At 70.6% G+C, this 16,832-nt stretch carries 15 protein-coding genes; 11 read left to right on the forward strand and 4 right to left on the reverse strand.

Going from position 1 to position 16,832, the window contains the following annotated elements:
- Nucleotides 1-75 precede the first annotated feature (75 nt).
- From RPQ07_RS33670 to RPQ07_RS33680, 3 genes are read left to right on the forward strand one after another with little or no spacing between them, the layout of a single operon-like run.
- Entirely contained in the window at nt 76-1,074 is a 999-nt protein-coding gene (locus tag RPQ07_RS33670; RefSeq protein WP_413777860.1) for a FecCD family ABC transporter permease, read from the forward strand.
- A 2-nt stretch (nt 1,075-1,076) separates the two neighbouring features.
- Complete coding sequence (locus RPQ07_RS33675; protein ID WP_313948025.1) at nt 1,077-2,141, forward strand: FecCD family ABC transporter permease; 1,065 nt, start codon at nt 1,077-1,079, stop codon at nt 2,139-2,141.
- A 19-nt stretch (nt 2,142-2,160) separates the two neighbouring features.
- Nucleotides 2,161-3,057 (forward strand): ABC transporter ATP-binding protein, encoded by an 897-nt coding sequence (locus RPQ07_RS33680; RefSeq protein ID WP_313949115.1) that lies wholly within the window; start codon nt 2,161-2,163, stop codon nt 3,055-3,057.
- 115 nt (nt 3,058-3,172) lie between these two features.
- On the opposite strand, the gene RPQ07_RS33685 is transcribed toward RPQ07_RS33680, so the two are convergent.
- Nucleotides 3,173-4,120: a methionyl-tRNA formyltransferase gene (locus tag RPQ07_RS33685; protein ID WP_313948026.1), complete on the reverse strand. Its 948-nt coding sequence runs from the start codon at nt 4,118-4,120 to the stop codon at nt 3,173-3,175.
- 75 nt (nt 4,121-4,195) lie between these two features.
- On the opposite strand from RPQ07_RS33685, the gene RPQ07_RS33690 reads away from it, so the two are divergent.
- Nucleotides 4,196-5,536 (forward strand): lysine N(6)-hydroxylase/L-ornithine N(5)-oxygenase family protein, encoded by a 1,341-nt coding sequence (locus RPQ07_RS33690; protein ID WP_313948027.1) that lies wholly within the window; start codon nt 4,196-4,198, stop codon nt 5,534-5,536.
- A 435-nt stretch (nt 5,537-5,971) separates the two neighbouring features.
- On the opposite strand, the gene RPQ07_RS33695 is transcribed toward RPQ07_RS33690, so the two are convergent.
- On the reverse strand, nt 5,972-6,163 hold the full coding sequence (locus RPQ07_RS33695) for a hypothetical protein (RefSeq protein ID WP_313948028.1): 192 nt from the start codon (nt 6,161-6,163) through the stop codon (nt 5,972-5,974).
- A gap of 153 nt (nt 6,164-6,316) precedes the next feature.
- Here RPQ07_RS33695 and RPQ07_RS33700 point away from each other — a divergent pair, with 153 nt between their 5' ends.
- On the forward strand, nt 6,317-7,450 hold the full coding sequence (locus tag RPQ07_RS33700) for a glutathione-independent formaldehyde dehydrogenase (RefSeq protein ID WP_313948029.1): 1,134 nt from the start codon (nt 6,317-6,319) through the stop codon (nt 7,448-7,450).
- Nucleotides 7,451-7,552: 102 nt separating this feature from the next.
- Here RPQ07_RS33700 and RPQ07_RS33705 read toward each other — a convergent pair whose 3' ends face one another.
- Nucleotides 7,553-8,284: a MerR family transcriptional regulator gene (locus RPQ07_RS33705; protein WP_313948030.1), complete on the reverse strand. Its 732-nt coding sequence runs from the start codon at nt 8,282-8,284 to the stop codon at nt 7,553-7,555.
- A 54-nt stretch (nt 8,285-8,338) separates the two neighbouring features.
- On the opposite strand from RPQ07_RS33705, the gene RPQ07_RS33710 reads away from it, so the two are divergent.
- The 3 genes from RPQ07_RS33710 to RPQ07_RS33720 all read left to right on the forward strand — a co-directional run bounded on the left by RPQ07_RS33710 (nt 8,339) and on the right by RPQ07_RS33720 (nt 10,723).
- Nucleotides 8,339-8,644, forward strand: coding sequence for a hypothetical protein (locus RPQ07_RS33710; RefSeq protein ID WP_313948031.1), 306 nt, complete (start codon nt 8,339-8,341; stop codon nt 8,642-8,644).
- Between the two features lie 331 nt (nt 8,645-8,975).
- Nucleotides 8,976-9,467 (forward strand): hypothetical protein, encoded by a 492-nt coding sequence (locus RPQ07_RS33715; protein WP_313948032.1) that lies wholly within the window; start codon nt 8,976-8,978, stop codon nt 9,465-9,467.
- Between the two features lie 143 nt (nt 9,468-9,610).
- Nucleotides 9,611-10,723: a cation diffusion facilitator family transporter gene (locus tag RPQ07_RS33720; protein WP_313948033.1), complete on the forward strand. Its 1,113-nt coding sequence runs from the start codon at nt 9,611-9,613 to the stop codon at nt 10,721-10,723.
- Between the two features lie 361 nt (nt 10,724-11,084).
- On the opposite strand, the gene RPQ07_RS33725 is transcribed toward RPQ07_RS33720, so the two are convergent.
- A complete protein-coding gene (locus RPQ07_RS33725) occupies nt 11,085-11,891 on the reverse strand; it encodes a glucose 1-dehydrogenase (protein ID WP_313948034.1) in 807 nt (268 codons plus the stop codon).
- Between the two features lie 149 nt (nt 11,892-12,040).
- On the opposite strand from RPQ07_RS33725, the gene RPQ07_RS33730 reads away from it, so the two are divergent.
- The 3 genes from RPQ07_RS33730 (at nt 12,041) to RPQ07_RS33740 (ending at nt 16,831) form a co-directional block, all read left to right on the forward strand.
- Nucleotides 12,041-12,967, forward strand: coding sequence for an oxygenase MpaB family protein (locus RPQ07_RS33730; RefSeq protein WP_313948035.1), 927 nt, complete (start codon nt 12,041-12,043; stop codon nt 12,965-12,967).
- Nucleotides 12,949-15,183 carry a tetratricopeptide repeat protein gene (locus tag RPQ07_RS33735; protein ID WP_313948036.1) on the forward strand — a complete coding sequence of 745 codons (2,235 nt, stop codon included), beginning with the start codon at nt 12,949-12,951 and terminating at the stop codon, nt 15,181-15,183. Before RPQ07_RS33730 ends, RPQ07_RS33735 begins: the two co-directional genes overlap by 19 nt.
- 94 nt (nt 15,184-15,277) lie before the next feature.
- Nucleotides 15,278-16,831, forward strand: a complete 1,554-nt coding sequence (locus RPQ07_RS33740) for a phytoene desaturase family protein (RefSeq protein ID WP_413777861.1) — start codon at nt 15,278-15,280, stop codon at nt 16,829-16,831.
- Nucleotide 16,832 lies beyond the last annotated feature (1 nt).

The raw sequence follows: 16,832 nt of genomic DNA on the forward strand, positions 1-16,832 counted from the left end.
TTACATTTAAGGCCTGCCTAACCTAAGGATGTTGACGTGGGGAGCACAGTGATCGGCGCCAGAAGGCCCCGCGGCATGCTCCTCATGGTGCTGCCCGCCACCGCCCTTGTGGCCCTGTGCGCCCTGTCGTTGGCCTTCGGCGCACTGAGCGTTCCCCTCGACCAGGTGTGGAACACACTTGTCGGCCAGGCCCCCAGCACCCGGATCGAGAACGTGGTCTGGTCCGTCCGCGTACCGAGAACGGCGCTCGGCCTCGCCGCCGGAGCGGCTCTCGGCCTGTCGGGCGCGCTGATGCAGGCACTGACCAGAAACCCCCTCGCCGACCCCGGAGTTCTCGGCGTGAGCGCGGGAGCCGCGTTCGCCATCGTCTTCTCCGTCGGCGTTCTCGGACTGGGCTCGGTCTACGGCTACATCTGGTTCGCCTTCGCCGGGGCGATGGCCGCCAGCGTCCTGGTCTACCTCCTCGGCGGACTGGGCCGCTCGGGCACCACGCCCGTCAAACTCGCCCTCGCCGGCGTGGCCGTGACCTCGCTGCTCTTCTCACTGACCAGCGCGATCGCCCTGACCGACCCGGACGCCCTCAACCGCTACCGCTTCTGGTCCGCGGGATCGCTGGCCAACCAGAACGAGGAAGTCCTCGTACGCGTCCTGCCGTTCCTCGCCGTCGGCGCCGTGCTCGCCCTGGCCTGCGCCCCCGCACTCAACAGCATGGCGCTCGGCGACGACGTGGCCGCCTCGCTGGGGCTGAGGCTGGGCCTGACCCGGATCCAGGGCGTCCTCGCCGTCACACTCCTCACCGGCGGCGCCGTCGCCGTCATCGGGCCGGTGGTGTTCGTCGGCCTCGTCGTCCCCCACATCGCCCGCGTTCTGGCCCAGTACGCCGGTGTGGGCCCCGACCACCGCTGGCTCCTGCCCCTGTCGGCGGCGCTCGCGCCCTGTCTGCTGCTCGCCGCCGACATCGTGGGACGCCTTCTCGCGCGGCCGACGGAGATCCAGGCCGGCATTCTCGTCGCCTTCATCGGCGGCCCCTTCTTCATCGCCATGGTGCGCCGTCGACGACTCGCGGAGCTGTGAGCATGACCGATCTGCTGTCCCGCACCCCCGGCCGGGTCACCTTCCGGCTCGGCGTCCCGCCCGTCTCCGGAGTGCTGCGGCCGCGCCTGATGTGGGTGAGCGGCCTACTCGCCGTCGCCACCTTCCTGGTGTTCTGCCTGGGCATGACGATCGGGGACATCCCGTACTCGTTCATGGACGTCGTACGGGCCCTGCTCGGTACGGCGGATCCCGGCACCCAGCTCATCGTCCAGGAACTGCGGCTGCCACGCGCCGTGGCCGGTCTGCTCGTCGGGTTCGCCTTCGGTGTCTCCGGAGCGCTGTTCCAGACGATGACACTCAACCCCCTGGCCAGCCCGGACATGATCGGCATCACCCAGGGCGCGGGCGCCGCCGTGGTCGCCGGCATCGTGCTCGGCTGGGACGGAGGGCTGAGCACCCAGGCGCTCGGCCTGATCGGGGCGCTGACCGCGGCGCTGCTGGTGTACGTCCTCGCCTGGAAGCGCGGCACGACGGGCTACCGCATCGTTCTCGTCGGCATCGGCATCGCCTGGATCTGCACCAGTGCCACGGACTACCTGATGGCCCGCGGCGAGCGGTTCCAGGCGCAGGCCGCGCTCGGCTGGCTCGTCGGCAATCTCAACGGCCGAGGCTGGGACCAGGTCGGCCCGCTGGCCGCCGCCATGGCGGTTCTCGTCCCCATGGCGCTGTTGCTCGGCCGGCTGATGCGCACGCTCCAGCTCGGCGACGACGTCGCACGAGGCCTCGGCACACGTGTGCAGCCGGTCCGACTGGCCGTCCTGCTCGCGGGAGTCGGACTGGTGGCGTTCGGCACCGCCGCGGCCGGCCCCGTCGCGTTCGTGGCGCTCGCCGCGCCCCAGATCGCCCAGCGTCTGGCGCGTACTGCCTGGCCGCCGCCGGTGGCCTCCGGGCTCACCGGAGCGCTGGCGGTGCTCGTTTCGGACCTGATCGCGCGGAAGCTGATCTCCGGAACGGAGCTTCCGGTCGGGATCGTCACGGGAGTGCTGGGCGCTCCCGTCCTGTTGTGGCTGCTCGTCCGTGCCAACCGCGCCGGCTCAGGAGGCTGAACACGTGTCATCGAAGTCTGTGGACCCCGCGGGCCCCGATCTGCGGGCCGAAGGCCTGCGGCTGGCGTACGAGAGCCGGGTCGTCGTCGACGGCCTCGATGTGGTGATCCCGCCCGGCCGGGTCACGGCGATCGTCGGGGCGAACGCCTGCGGCAAGTCGACCCTGTTGCGCGCCCTGGCAAGGCTGCTGGCGCCGAAGGCCGGCTCCGTCCATCTCGACGGCCGCGCCGTGCAGTCCATCCCCACCCGGGAACTGGCCCAGCGGCTCGGCATCCTGCCGCAGTCACCGGTCGCGCCGGAGGGACTGACGGTCATCGACCTGGTGGGGCGGGGCCGTTCACCGCACCAGACCTGGTGGCGGCAGTGGAGCCGGTCTGACGAGCAGGCCGTTCACGACGCCCTGCGCGCCACGTCGATGGCGGATCTCGCCGACCGTCCCGTCGACGAACTCTCCGGCGGACAGCGGCAGCGCGCCTGGATCGCGATGGCGGTGGCGCAGGGGACGCCGGTGATGCTGCTCGACGAGCCGACGACGTACCTCGACCTCGCGCACCAGATCGATGTGCTGGACCTGGTCACCGACCTCAACCGGCATCAGAACCGCACGGTGGTCATGGTCCTCCACGACCTCAACCAGGCCTTCCGGTACGCCGATCACGTCATCGCCATGAAGAAGGGGCGGATCGTGGCCGAGGGTGCGCCGGGGGACGTCATCACCGCGACCACGGTCGAGGACGTCTTCGGGTTGCGCTGTCAGGTGGCCAAGGACCCGGTCAGCGGCACCCCGATGATCATTCCCATGGGGCGCCACCACGAGGTCGCGGACGCGGTCCCTCCGGCCGATGTCGATGCCGATGCCCACGCGGTCGATGAGGCCGGCGCCGGCGCGGTCGCCGTCACCGGATCTGCCGGCTGACGCACGAGCGGCCGGGGAGACGAACGGCCCGGCGGGAACGGGTGGGTGCCCGCTCCCGCCGGCCCGATGACGTCAGGACGGCCCGTCACGGCCTCCGGTCGTCACACGGGATCCATCACGGACGGTCCGTCAGATAGCCGCCCATGGTGCGGAAGTAGTCGGTGGCGGCGAGTTCGGTGCCGTCCTCGGTCCGTACGCGCTTCAGCAGGAGGCCGTGGTTGCGTCCGGTACGGGCGTCCGCACCGGCGACGATGACGATGCCGTCCCCCTCGCGTATGAAGATCCGCCCCGGGGTGCCTCCGTAGCGCCCTTCCGACACCGCCGCGGAGACGACGCGCAGCCGCTGTCCACGGTGGTGGGTGAAGGCGTTGGGGTAGGGGTCCGACTGCGCGCGGACGAACCTCTCCAGATCCTCCGCCGGCCAGCTCCAATCGATCCTGCTGTCCTCCACGGAACGCTTGTGGAAGAAGGTGGACTTCGAGCGGTCCTGCGGCGTCCACACCGCCGTGCCGGCGGCGATGTGGTCGAGCGCGTCGTGGACGATCGGTCCGATGAGGTCAACCGTCTTGCGGAACAGGTCTGTTGCGGTGTCCTCGGGTCCGACGGACACCGAACGCTGGAGCACGATGTCGCCCATGTCGAGCTCACCGTCCATGCGATGGGCCGTGACACCCACCTCCGGCTCGCCGTTGATCAGCGCCCAGATCAGCGGCGAGAAGCCCGCGTACGTGGGCAGCAGCGAGTCGTGGACGTTGAGCGTGCCGTGCGGCGGCAGGTCGAAGATCTCCGGTGGCAGCCAGGTCCGCCAGTTGTTGGCCACGATGATGTCGGGCTCGACGTCCCTGAGAGCGCTGAGCAGTTCGTCGTCCCCGGGGCGGTTGCGCAGCAGGACCGGCACGCCGTGCTTCTCGGCCAGGTCCGCGACGGAGTCGTCCCAGATCTTCTCGTAGGCGTGCTCGCTCTTGGGGTGGGTGACGACGAGGACCACTTCGTGTTCGGAGTCCAGCAGAGCCTGCAGCGTGCGGTGGCCCCAGGTCTGATAGCCGAACATGACGACCCGCATGTGAATCCTCCTCAGACATTGCAAGGTAAGGCTAACCTTATCTAACATGTGCGTGCTTAGGGAGGCGATGACGCGGTGAACACACTGCAGAGTGGGCCGGGCACCATCCACGACGTTCTGGGCATTGGGTTCGGTCCGTCGAATCTTGCTCTCGCGATAGCGATCCAGGAGTACAACGCACAAGTATCCGAAGAGGACAGGCTCGAGGCGACGTTCCTCGAGAAGCAGCCCCGCTTCGGCTGGCACCGGGGCATGCTCATCGACGACGCCACGATGCAGGTGTCGTTCCTCAAGGACCTGGTGACGATGCGTGACCCCACCAGCGACTTCAGCTTCCTGTGCTACCTGCGGGAGCGGGAACGGTTGGTCGACTTCCTCAACCAGAAGACGCTCTTCCCGCTCCGCATCGAGTTCCACGACTACTTCGAGTGGGCCGCTGCCCGCGTCTCCGGCCTGGTGGAGTACGCGACGGAGGTCGTCTCGGTGAAGCCCGTGACCGAGGACGGCGAGGTCCGCTGGTTCGAGGTCACCGGCCGCAACCCGGCGGACCCGCAGCGGCCGATCGTGCGCAGGGCGCACAATCTGGTCATCGCGACCGGCATGGAGCCTCACCTCCCGCCGGGGACCGTGCTGTCCGACCGCGTCTGGCACAACAGCGAGTTGATGCCGCGCGTGGCCCAACTCGTCGGCGAGGGAACCCCCGTACGCCGGGCCGTCGTCCTCGGTGCCGGACAGAGCGCCGCCGAGGCGGTCGACTATCTCCACCGCAGCTTCCCGGCCGCCGAGATCTGCTCCGTCTTCGCCAAGTACGGCTACACCCCGGCCGACGACAGCCCCTTCGCCAACCGGATCTTCGACCCCGAGGCGGTCGACATCTACTACCAGGCGCCGCGGGACGTGAAGCAGGCGCTCTTCGACTACCACCGCGGGACCAACTACTCCGTCGTGGACATGGATCTCATCGAGGCCCTGTCCAGAACGATGTACCAGGAGAAGGTCCAGGGCCGTGAGCGGCTGCGGATGCTCAACGTCTCCCGCATCCGGGAGGTCGAGACGAGCGACGACCGGCTCGACATCACGGTGGAGTACCTGCCGACCGGCGACCGGGACGTGCTCACGGCCGACCTGCTCGTCCACGCGACGGGCTATCAACCGCGCGGCATCGGCGAGCGGTTGGGGGACATCAGCAAGCTCTGCATGCGCGACGAGGAGGACGCCCTCCTGGTGGGCAGGGACCACCGGGTCGCCACACTGCCGGGCGTCGCCTCCGACATCTACCTCCAGGGCGGCACGGAGCACACGCACGGCATCACGTCGACGCTGCTGTCGAACACGGCGGTGCGCGCCGGAGAGATCCGCGCGTCACTCGTCGCCCGGCGCATGACGAGGGGACGGGTGGCGAACGGCATCAGCTGAAGGAACGGATTGCCGGCCTCGCGGACGGGTGGTCGGCGGATGCGTACGACATGAGTCAGTACGGCATGAGGTGAGGCGGCGGGCACGCCATGGACTCGGTCCGGGTTCGTGGCCGCCGCCTCTTTCCGAGCGGCTGCGCGACGGCGGGACCGACGGCCTGGTGTGGCCACGGCCGGGCGGGAATCCTTCTCTGGGCCCGGGGTGGTACCCCAGGTCCACGCCCGTGCGGGGCCGCCGTCGTGGATCAGGCCCACCGGACCGGTTCGACACGCGGAGGCTGTCCGTGACAGGGCGACCGCGAAGGGTGGGGCTCGGTGATCACGGCCGGCGCGGGGAGCGGACCCGGCGCGCGATCATCGTGCTGATCGTCGGGTGACGGGCGGGGTGCTCCTCAGGGGGCCGGTGCTCTGCGGAGGCACCGGCTGCCACGGGGGATCAGCGGTCCGCGATGTCCTCGCGGAGACCGTCGGAGAATTCCCACCACGACATGGGAAGCCAGTCGCCGTCGACAAAGGCATCGACTGTCGCGCCGCGACCGCGGACAGTCACGGTCGTTCCCGGCGGGTACACGGTGCCTGAGAGCCCGGGTACGGGGACGAGCAGGGTTCCGAGTCGCTGTGCTGACACCTTGGGCCCTCCATCTCACTGTCTCGGCAGAAATCCGATCGAATGTGCCGAGGCTACCGGCTTGTCCGATCGTGCAGTCGGGAGAATCATGAGAAATAGGTCACGTGGGGAAATCGGGGGGAACCGAGAACCGGTCGAAGCGAGGTGGCAGCCATGAAGGCAGTCGTTTATCAGGGACCGTTCAGCGTAGCGGTCGAAGATGTTGAAAAGCCCAGTATTCAGCATCCCAACGATGTGATCGTCAGGATCACCTCCACCGCCATATGCGGCTCCGATCTGCACATGTACGAGGGCCGTACCGCTGCCGAGCCCGGCATCGTCTTCGGCCACGAGAACATGGGGATCATCGAGGACTGCGGTCCGGGAGTCACCTCTCTCGAGGAGGGCGACCGTGTGGTCATGCCCTTCAATGTCGCCTGCGGGTTCTGCACCAACTGCGTCGACGGATACACCGGTTACTGTCTGACCGTCAATCCCGGTTTCGCAGGCGGTGCTTATGGATACGTCGCCATGGGCCCCTGGACCGGCGGCCAGGCGGAATACCTCCGCGTCCCCTACGCCGACTTCAACTGCCTGAAATTGCCGCCGGGTGAGGAGCACGAGCGCGATTTCATTCTGCTCGCCGACATCTTTCCCACCGGCTACCACGGCTGCGAACTCGCCCAGGTCCGTCCCGGCGAAAGCGTCGCGGTGTACGGCGGCGGTCCGGTCGGGCTCATGGCCGCCTATTCGGCCATGCTGCGCGGCGCGAAGAAGGTATTCGTCGTGGACCGGGTCGCCGAGCGTCTGGCGAAGGCCGAGGAGATAGGCGCGGTGCCGATCAACTTCGCCGAGGGCGACCCGATCGAGCAGATCAAGGACCAGACCGGAGGCGTCGGCACGGACAAGGGTGTCGACGCCGTCGGCTACCAGGCGACGGCACAGGGCACGGACCGCGAGGAACCGGCGACCGTCCTGAACTCGCTCGTCGGCACGGTCCGGGCCACCGGTGCACTCGGAGTCCCGGGTCTGTACGTCCCAGCCGACCCCGGAGGCCCCGACGAGGACTCCAAGAAGGGCATGCTTCTCGTGTCGGTCGGCAGGCTCTTCGAGAAGGGTCTGCGGATGGGTACGGGGCAGTGCAACGTGAAGCGCTACAACCGCTTCCTGCGCGACATGATCATCGAAGGCAGGGCGGAGCCCAGCTTCGTCGTCTCCCACGAACTGCCCCTGGACCAGGCGCCTTCGGCGTACGAGAAGTTCGACCAGCGGGTCGAGGGCTACACCAAGGTGGTGCTGCACCCGTAGGCACCGCAGCGCGGGCCGCGGGCCGTTGAATGCCCGCGGCCCGCCGCACGCGGTGCGCCCCCCGGCATGGCCGGCCGCTCCGGCCGAGGCCCAGGCGTCGACTCACGCGTCCAGTTGCCGGCGAATGAGCGTGTCGAGTCGCTGCCATGCCGGGGAGGCGGCGTTGACCGTGCTCTGGATGAGGCCCGGGATCTCGGAGGCCGTACCCAGTTCGGGCATCTCGCCGGGACCGTAGCGCTGGCGCGTCGCCTCGGCGATCCGGCGGGCCAGGTCGTCGAGGCGGGGGTCGTCGGCGTCGAGGTCGTGCGCACTGTCGTAGGCGAGGAAGAGCTGCCGCAGCGCGGGATCGGCCAGGGTCTCGGCTTGGTCCTGGAACAGTGTGGTGGCGTCGTCCGGGTGTGTGGCGAACACGAGGATCCACAGGTCGCGTTGCAGATCGACCCATCGGGGAGTGAATCCCCAGCGGGCCAGGCGTTCCAGATGGGCGCCGACCTCGGCGGGGAGCGAGCCCAATCGCCCGGCGGCGAGCCGGTGCAGGCGCCCCCGCGTCGCCCGCAGGGCGTCGATGCGGGTGGTGAGCGCATCGTCGATCTCGCGCAGGGCCTGCTGGAACTCCTCGTCGGTCGCCGATCGCAGGTCGCGGATACGGGCCAGGGGGACACCGGCTTCGGTGAGAGTGCGGATCTTGATCAGATCGATGGCATCGTCCGCGCCGTAGCGTCGGTAGCCGGACGCGTCGCGGGCGGGCTCGGGGAGCAGCCCCTTGTCGTGGTAGACGCGGATGGTCTTGGTCGACACGCCGACGTACTTGGCCAGCTGCCCGATGGTGATCACCCGGCCATCGTCGCACTTGACCTTTCCCCCGGGGCAGGGTTGCAGCATGGCGTCATGCCGAACACGAACACGAACAGGAACACCGACGTCGACCGGGAGACCCTGCGCGAGCTGGCCGACGAGGGCAGCGAAACCGCTCTGGACCGGCTGGCCGATCTCGCCGACGCGACCGGTGACGTCGGGGAGCTGAGCGAACTGCTGGACGAGGGATCCCTGCGGGCCGGGTTCCTGCTCACGCGGCGCGCGGCCGCAGCCGGCGACCTGCGCGAGCTACAACGGATCTCCGACGCCGGGTACGACGAGGCCGGGAGGGAGCTGGACCGGCTGCTGAGGGCACCGGCCGACGGGCCGAAGGACTGAGAGGCGGTCAGCAGCGCGTCGACGGACGACGCTCCCCCTGCGCTCTCCGCGCATTCCGTGACGGATGGACTCCCACGGTCACGTGCCGACAGCTAGGGTCGATCCGGTCCGGCGGAGGCGGCGCGGTTCACAGGGGATGCTCATGGCACGAGAGTGCTGGTTCTGCGGGAGTGAAGCGGCGGCACCGCAGCACGATCGTGTCATCGGGATGCACCGGGACGTCGACAGCAGTCCGACCTGGACTCTCGGTGTCCGCACCAGATGGCACAGGACCGGCATCCGTGTACCGCGTTGCGCGCGCTGCCGTGGAGGTCACCGGATCGAGCAGGCGATGATGGTGCTCGCCGCCGCCGCGGTGACCGCGTATTCCGCCAGTGGGCAACTGGACAGGCTCCTGGGCATCCTGCCGAGTACCTCGTCCGGCAGGGTCCTCTCGGCGGTGTGGGCAGCGGTGGCCTGTCTCCCCGCACTGGCCTGGATCGCCACCCGGCAGGCGTGGCTGCCCTGGCAGCGCCTCGCACCTCGCCACCTGCGCCACGCGCGCCGGCACCCGGGGGTCCAGGAACTCAGGGAGGACGGCTGGAAGTACAGGCCCGGGCCCTTCCCGTACTGGCAGAACCCCGAGGACCCGGCCCTGGCGCGGCTGTCCGCGCCGCCCGCCGGCGCCCGGAAGGCCGCCGGCTGTGTCACCGCGGTGCTCGGTCTCGTCTCCGTCGTCGTGACCGTAGTTCTGTATGTGCGGGACAGCGAGCTGGCGGCGGTGTTCCTGGTGGCTGCCCTCGGCCTGTTCTTCCTGTCGTCGAAGATCAACCCCGAAGCATGACCGCGGACCGCCCACGCTGACCGCTCTCGTTGCCGAGGCTGATGAGCACCCACGTGCGGGACGTACTTGCGAGTCGATCGCAGCTGGTCAGAGGCCGTATGACGGTGGTAGCCGCAATGCCCTTCCTGTGCCACGGTGGCTGCATGGACGCCATGGAGGGGAACCGGCACCACCACGGACACCACGGCCACGCCGAGGCCGGGCATCGACATGAGCCACATGCGTCCCGCCCGGCCCGGGTACGCCACCGGCTGGCTCACCTGGTCCGGCCGCACAGCCACGAGTCGGTGGACAAGGTCGACACAGCGATGGAGACCTCCCGCGAGGGCATGCGCACGCTCTGGCTCTCCCTCGCCGTCCTCGGCGCCACCACCCTCATCCAGGCCGTGATCGTCGCCCTGTCCGGGTCGGTCGCCCTGCTCGGCGACACGATCCACAACGCCACCGACGCACTGACCGCGCTCCCGCTCGGCATCGCCTTCGTCCTCGGCCGGCGAGCGGCCAACCGCCGTTACCCGTACGGCTACGGCCGGGCCGAAGACCTCGCCGGCATCCTGATCGTGGCGGCCATCGCCGCCTCCGCCGCACTGGCCGCCTATGCCGCCGTCGACCGCCTGCTGCACCCGCGCGACATCACACACCTGTGGGCCGTGGCCGGGGCCGCGGTCGCCGGGTTCATCGGCAACGAGTGGGTGGCCCGCTACCGCATCCGCACCGGCCGGAAGATCGGCTCCGCGGCCCTGGTCGCCGACGGACTGCACGCCCGTACGGACGGATTCACCTCACTGGCCGTGCTGTTGGGCGCGGGCGGCGCCGCCCTCGGCCTGCGCCTGGCGGACCCCGTCATCGGTCTGCTGATCACCGCCGCCATCCTGTTCGTCCTCAAGGATGCTGCCCGCGAGGTGTACCGGCGCCTGATGGACAGCGTCGATCCCCGTCTCATCGAGACCGCGGAGACCGCGCTGCACGCGGTGGACGGCCTGCGAGGCGTCGGACCGGTGCGGATGCGATGGATCGGCCACACCCTGCGCGCGGAAGCCGATATCGTCGTCGACCCGCACCTGACCGTCGTCGAAGCACACCGGCTGGCCGTCGCCGCGGAGCATGCACTGATCCACGCGGTACCCCGGCTGACCGCCGCGACCGTCCACACCGACCACACGGCGGCGGACGGCGACCCGCACGAGGCCCTCGCACATCACACGGGCCGGGTGGATGTGGTCGCGGCCGGCCCCGCTGGTGCCGGTGCCCCCTGACGGCCCCGATGCTGCCTCAGCCGGTCGACAGCTCTTCCGGCTGTCGGGGGCCGACGCCGGATCAGCTGCGTCGACGATGTGCAGCCCATGGTCCTGCGCCGGCTCGTGGATCCGCAGGAGTGCGGGTACGGCGCTCATCGCTCCACTCATGAGGATGATCACGTGGTCGGTCCCCACAGCGAGCGGAGACGCGAGCCAGGGCGGCCTCGGCTCGTCGCTGCGGGGGAGGAACTCGGGGTACCGACTGAGCGACGGCCTGGGACGACGGTCCACGTCCGGGCGCGAGACGGCACGCCCACGGCACCTCGCGAGGCCCCCGCCCCGCGAGACGCCGTGGTGCACTCCCAAGGTCAGCCGGACGTCATTCGGCCTTCGCCTGCGCCGAGATGCCCCCGTCCACCGGCATCGCCGTCCCGGTGACGAAAGAGGCACGCCCACTGCACAGCCACACCGCCGCCTCCGCTATCTCCCGCGGATCCGCCATGCGCTTCTGGATCTGCGGGGCGATGAACGCCTGTTCCAGGTGCGGGAATTGGCGGACCGCCTCGTCGATCATCTCGCTGCGCGTGGTGCCGACCACGAGGGCGTTGACGCGGATGCCCTGCGCGCCGTACTCGGCCGCCGCCGCGCGTGTGATGCCGAGGATCGCGTGCTTGGCCGCCACGTACGGCACGGACGCGCCCGTCGCGTAACGCCCCGCGGTACTACTGGTGTTGACCACCGAGCCGCCCCTGCCCGACGCCAGCATCACCGGCAGCTGGTGCTTCATGCAGTTCCACACCCCCCGGACGTTGACGTCCATCGTGCGGTCGAAGATCTCGTCCTCGGTCTCGTGCAGCAGTGTCCCGACCGTGGCGTAGCCGGCGTTGTTGAAGGCGCAGTCGAGCCCGCCGAACTGTTCGACGGCCGCCTCCACCACCCGGCGCACGTCGCCGGAATCGGCGACGTCACCCGGAACGGCGAGCGCGCGGCCGCCCTTGGCGGTGATCTCCTCGGCAATGGCGCGCAGCTTCTCGGCACGGCGTGCCATCAGTACGACGGCGGCCCCCTCCTGCGCGAACAGATGCGCGGCGGCGGCGCCGATCCCGCTGGACGCGCCCGTGATCATCGCCACCTGGCCCGCGAGCATGCCCTGGTGGTTCCCCTGTGTGATCTCTTCTCCGGTCATCGGACGAGCATATGTAGATCACGGGTGTTGTCGCATCGGTGTTCGACCCGCCGGCGTACTCCTCATCCCGGCCGCTCTGCCGTTACCGTCGTTGACAGAAGCGCACGTCGCGGACGCCGCATGGTCCCCACGAGAAATCCTGGTCACACATGAGCGATGCCGACCCCGGGCTGTTCGGGCCCGACTCCGTCACCTGGCACCTGCACGGCGACCCGATGATGTGGGTGGCGGGCGTCCGCGCCCTGTACCTCCAGGCGCTGCACCCCCGCGCCGTCCGCGGGGTCATGGAGAACTCCGACTTCCGCAAGGACGCCTGGGGCAGGCTCCTGCGTACCGCCGACTTCGTCGGCACCATCAGCTACGGCACCACCGAGGCGGCCGAGAAGGCGGGCGCCCGGGTGCGGCGGATCCACTCGCGGCTGAAGGCCACCGACCCCGCCACCGGCGAGCGGTACGGCGTCGACGAACCGGACCTGCTGCTGTGGGTGCACTGCGCCGAGATCGACTCCTACCTCCATGTCGCCCGCCGCTCCGGGTTTCCCCTCAGCGACGCCCAGGCCGACCGCTACATCGACGAACACCGCGAGAGCGCACGCCTCGTCGGCCTCGATCCCGAGGCCGTACCCGCCACGGCCGCCCACCTCGCCGAGTACTTCCGTACGACACTGCCGCTGCTCGCGGCCGGGTCCGACGCGCGGGACGTGGACGACTTCCTCCGGCGTCCGCCGACGCCCGCCCTGCTCGTGCCCGCACGGGAACTGCTGTGGAGGCGCGTGGCGAACCTCGCGTACAACACTCTGCCGCCGTTCGCCCACGAGCTGTACGGCCGTCCGGCGCCCCCACCGCGGCGCGTCAGCCGTCAGCTGGCCGCCACCGGCAGACTGTTGCGCTGCATCCCCTCCCGCGTCCGCTGGCAGCTCCCGCCGGGTCACATCCTGAAAGCAATGGCCCGTCTCGGACCGGACACCCGCCCCGCCCCGTACAAACTCCGCAGACAGGAGGCCATACTGAACGGGCCGGGTGGGGCGCAGCAGAGCAACGGGGGCGACAGCACGCGATGGCGGAATCCAGGCTGATCCAAGGCCGCTACCGGCTGCTCGAACGCATCGGGCGCGGCGGCATGGGCGAGGTGTGGCGAGCTGTCGACGAGGCGCTCGGGCGTCATGTCGCGGTCAAGTGCCTCAAGCCGATGGGTCCGCAGCACGACGCCGGCTTCGCCACGGTCCTGCGCGAACGCTTCCGCCGCGAGGCCCGGGTGGCGGCCGCCCTCCAGCACCGCGGGGTCACCGTCGTCCACGACTTCGGCGAGTACGACGGCGTGCTGTACCTGGTCATGGAGCTGCTGGAGGGCCGCAACCTCAGCCAGTTGCTGGAGGAGAACAGCCAGCGCCCACTGCCCGTACGGGATGTACTCGACATCGCCGAGCAGGTGTCCGACGCTCTCGCGTACACGCACGGGCAGGGCATCGTCCACCGCGACCTGAAGCCCGCCAACATCATGCGGCTCACCGACGGCGCGGTGAAGATCTGCGACTTCGGTATCGCCCGGCTCGGCGAGGACATCGGGTTCACCTCCCGTCTCACCGGTACGGGCATCGCCATGGGCACGCCGCACTACATGTCGCCCGAGCAGATCAGCGGCGGCCATGTCGACCACCGCAGCGATCTGTACTCGCTCGGGTGCGTGCTCTACGAGATCGCCACCGGGGTCCCGCCGTTCGACCACGACGACGCCTGGGCCGTCCTCGTCGGCCACCGCGACACGACGCCGGAGCCGCTGCGTACGCACCGATCGGAGATCCCGGACTCCTTCCAGGAGATCGTGCTGGACCTGCTGGCCAAACCGCCCGAGGACCGGCCCACCGACGCCAAGCACCTCACCCTCCGGATCGGCGCGGCGGCGCGCCCGGGCGTGGCGCACGCCCCGCCGCCGCAGAGCCCGGCGGAGGGACCGGCGCCCGCACCCCGTCTGCCGTCCTGGACCCGCGGGATGACCACCGGGCACAAGGCCACCGCGACCTCGGTGCTGCGGACCTCGCTGCCCGACCACACCGCCGGGCTGACGGGGGAGTGGACCACGCTCACCGACCCGCGGGGTGGTCCGGTGCTGCCGGCGTCCGCCGGACCCGAGCGGCCCACTCCGCCGCCCGAACTGGTCGCCGTCCTCGCCGGCCGGCACAGCGCGGGCCTGAGCCTCGGCCGCCTCGGCCGCTGGGAGGAGGCGGGCGAGGTGCACCGCGCGGTCGCCGCCGAGCGCGAACACGCGCTGGGGCCCGACCATCCGGACACTCTCGCCAGCCGCTACGAGGTCGCCTTCACGCTCAGCAGGACCGGGCGGGCCGCGGACGCGCTGCGCGAGTTCGGCCGGGTGGCCGAGGGGCGCGAGCGGACCATGGGCGCCGACCACCCCGAGGCGCTGGCCGCGCGCCAGGAGACGGCGTACGTCCTCGGGCAGCTGGGCCGCCACTTCGAGGCGCACGACGTCTACGCCTCGGTGCTCGCCGCCCGTGAGCGCACCATGGGCCCCGACCACCCCGACACACTGCGCTGCCGGCACAACCTCGCCTTCAACCTCAGCAGGCTGGGACGGCTGGAGGACTCGTTCCGCATGGCCCAGGACGTCGCGGCGGCCCGCTCCAGGGTCCTCGGCGCCGACCACCCCGACACCCTGGTCACGCAGTACGAGGTCGCCTACGCGCTCGGCCGCCTGGGCCGCTGGTCGGAGGCGCTCCAGACGTACCGCGAGGTGGCGGCCGCCCGTGCCCGGGCGCTCGGCCCCGACCATCCCGACACCCTCGCCGCCCGCTACGAGGTCGGCATCAGCCTCGGCCGGCTCGGTCACAGCGCCGAGGCGCTGGAGCTCTACCGCTCGCTCGTCGCCGACCGCACCCGCATCCAGGGCCCCACCGACCCGGAAACCCTGCGCGCCCGGCACGGTGTCGGCGTGAACCTGGGCAGGCTCGCGCGCTGGGAAGAGGCGCTCGCGGAGGCGCAGGACGTCAGCGCGCTGCGCGAACGTGTCCTCGGCGCCGACCACCCCGACACCCTCGTCAGCCACCGCGAAGTGGCCGTCGGCCTCGGCTGGCTGGGCCGCTGGGCGGATGCGCTCACCACTCACCGGCACGTCGCGACGGCCCGCGAAAGCATCTTCGGCCCGGACCACCCCGACGCCCTGGCCAGCCGGAACGACGAGGCGCACTGCCTGGAGCAACTCGGCCGCCAGGAGGAGGCGGTGGAGCTCTACCGCACGGTGGCCGCGCTCCGGGAACGGCGGGGCACGCACGGGCGGTAGGTGTTCGCAGGGTGGGCACCCACGGCCGGCAGCGACCGTCGTACTGATCCCAACGAGTCGGACCGGGTGTCCACAGGGCAGGACCCCGGCCCCCATCAGGGGATATCGTCCGCCCATGTCCGCACACACTGCGTATGACGTCGTGATCGTCGGTGGAGGCCACAACGGCCTGGTCGCCGCCGCCTACCTCGCCCGCGCCGGTCGCTCGGTGCTCGTCCTGGAGCGCCGGGAGAACACCGGGGGAGCGGCCGTATCCACACGGCCCTTCGCCGGGGTCGACGCGCGGCTCTCGCGTTACTCCTACCTCGTGTCGCTGCTGCCGGAGAAGATCGTCAGCGAGCTCGGTCTGCGCTTCTCCGTGCGCAAGCGCACCGTCTCCTCCTACACCCCCAAGGGCACCGGCGGCCTCCTCGTCGGCGCCGGCCGGACCCGGGAGTCGTTCGCCGCGCTCACCGGTGGCGAGGGCGAGTACGCCGCCTGGGAGGACTTCTACGGCATGACCGCCCGCCTCGCCGAGCGGGTCTTCCCCACCCTCACGGAACCCCTGCCGACCCGGGACGCGCTGCGGGCCCGGATCGACGACGAGACCGCCTGGCGGATCCTCTTCGAGGAGCCCATCGGTGAGGCGATCGAGAAGCGGTTCAGCGACGACCTCGTCCGGGGTGTCGTCCTCACCGACGCCCTGATCGGGACGTTCGCCGACGCCCATGATCCGGGCCTCGCCCAGAACCGCTGCTTCCTGTACCACGTGATCGGCGGCGGGACGGGCGACTGGGACGTGCCCGTCGGCGGGATGGGCGCGCTGACCGACGCCCTGGCCGCCGCCGCCCGGGACGCCGGCGCGAAGATCGTCACCCTGCACGAGGCGACCCGCATCGAGACGGACGGCGAGCACGCCACCGTCACCTACCGCTCGCACGACGCCGAGGGAACGGTCGACGCGGGGCATGTGCTGGTCAACGCCTCACCGCGGGAGCTGGCCGCCCTGCTCGGCGACGAGGCGCCCGAGCCGGCCGAGGGCGCACAGCTCAAGGTGAACATGCTGCTGCGGAGGCTGCCGCGGCTCAAGGACCGCTCCGTCGACCCGCGCGACGCGTTCTCCGGGACGTTCCACGTCTCCGAGGGGTACGGCCAACTGGCCACCGCGTACCGGGAAGCGGCCTCGGGCAGGCTGCCCAGCGCGCCGCCGTCGGAGATCTACTGCCACTCCCTGACCGACCCCTCCATCCTCGGCCCCGAACTCGCCGCGCAGGGCTACCAGACACTGACACTGTTCGGACTGCACACCCCGGCCAGGCTGTTCACCGCCGACAATGACGCCGCGCGCACGGAGCTGCTCGCCGCCACCATCGCTGAACTGGACACCTATCTCGACGAGCCGCTCGCGGACTGTCTGGCGCTCGACGAGAACGGCGAGCCGTGCATCGAGGCCAAGACGCCGCTCGATCTGGACCGCGAACTGCTGCTCCCCGGCGGCAACATCTTCCACCGCGACCTGTCCTTCCCCTACGCCACCGAGTCGACCGGGCGGTGGGGCGTCGAGACCGCGCACGCCAACGTCCTGCTCTGCGGTGCGGGCGCGGTGCGTGGCGGAGGCGTGAGCGGGGTGCCCGGCCACAACGCCGCCATGGCGGTGCTGGGCCGGTGAC

Source organism: Streptomyces sp. AM8-1-1 (assembly GCF_032229325.1).
In the GTDB taxonomy this organism is placed as follows: Bacteria; Actinomycetota; Actinomycetes; order Streptomycetales; family Streptomycetaceae; genus Streptomyces; species Streptomyces achmelvichensis.

Bases quoted from the DNA above. Each gene is read 5' to 3' on its own strand.
- RPQ07_RS33670 (WP_413777860.1), top strand. From the start codon at position 76: ATGCTCCTCATGGTGCTGCCCGCCACCGCCCTTGTGGCCCTGTGCGCC.
- RPQ07_RS33675 (WP_313948025.1), top strand. From the start codon at position 1,077: ATGACCGATCTGCTGTCCCGCACCCCCGGCCGGGTCACCTTCCGGCTC.
- RPQ07_RS33685 (WP_313948026.1), bottom strand. From the start codon at position 4,120: ATGCGGGTCGTCATGTTCGGCTATCAGACCTGGGGCCACCGCACGCTG.
- RPQ07_RS33700 (WP_313948029.1), top strand. From the start codon at position 6,317: ATGAAGGCAGTCGTTTATCAGGGACCGTTCAGCGTAGCGGTCGAAGAT.
- RPQ07_RS33710 (WP_313948031.1), top strand. From the start codon at position 8,339: ATGCCGAACACGAACACGAACAGGAACACCGACGTCGACCGGGAGACC.
- RPQ07_RS33715 (WP_313948032.1), top strand. From the start codon at position 8,976: ATGATGGTGCTCGCCGCCGCCGCGGTGACCGCGTATTCCGCCAGTGGG.
- RPQ07_RS33720 (WP_313948033.1), top strand. From the start codon at position 9,611: ATGGACGCCATGGAGGGGAACCGGCACCACCACGGACACCACGGCCAC.
- RPQ07_RS33725 (WP_313948034.1), bottom strand. From the start codon at position 11,891: ATGACCGGAGAAGAGATCACACAGGGGAACCACCAGGGCATGCTCGCG.
- RPQ07_RS33730 (WP_313948035.1), top strand. From the start codon at position 12,041: ATGAGCGATGCCGACCCCGGGCTGTTCGGGCCCGACTCCGTCACCTGG.
- RPQ07_RS33735 (WP_313948036.1), top strand. From the start codon at position 12,949: ATGGCGGAATCCAGGCTGATCCAAGGCCGCTACCGGCTGCTCGAACGC.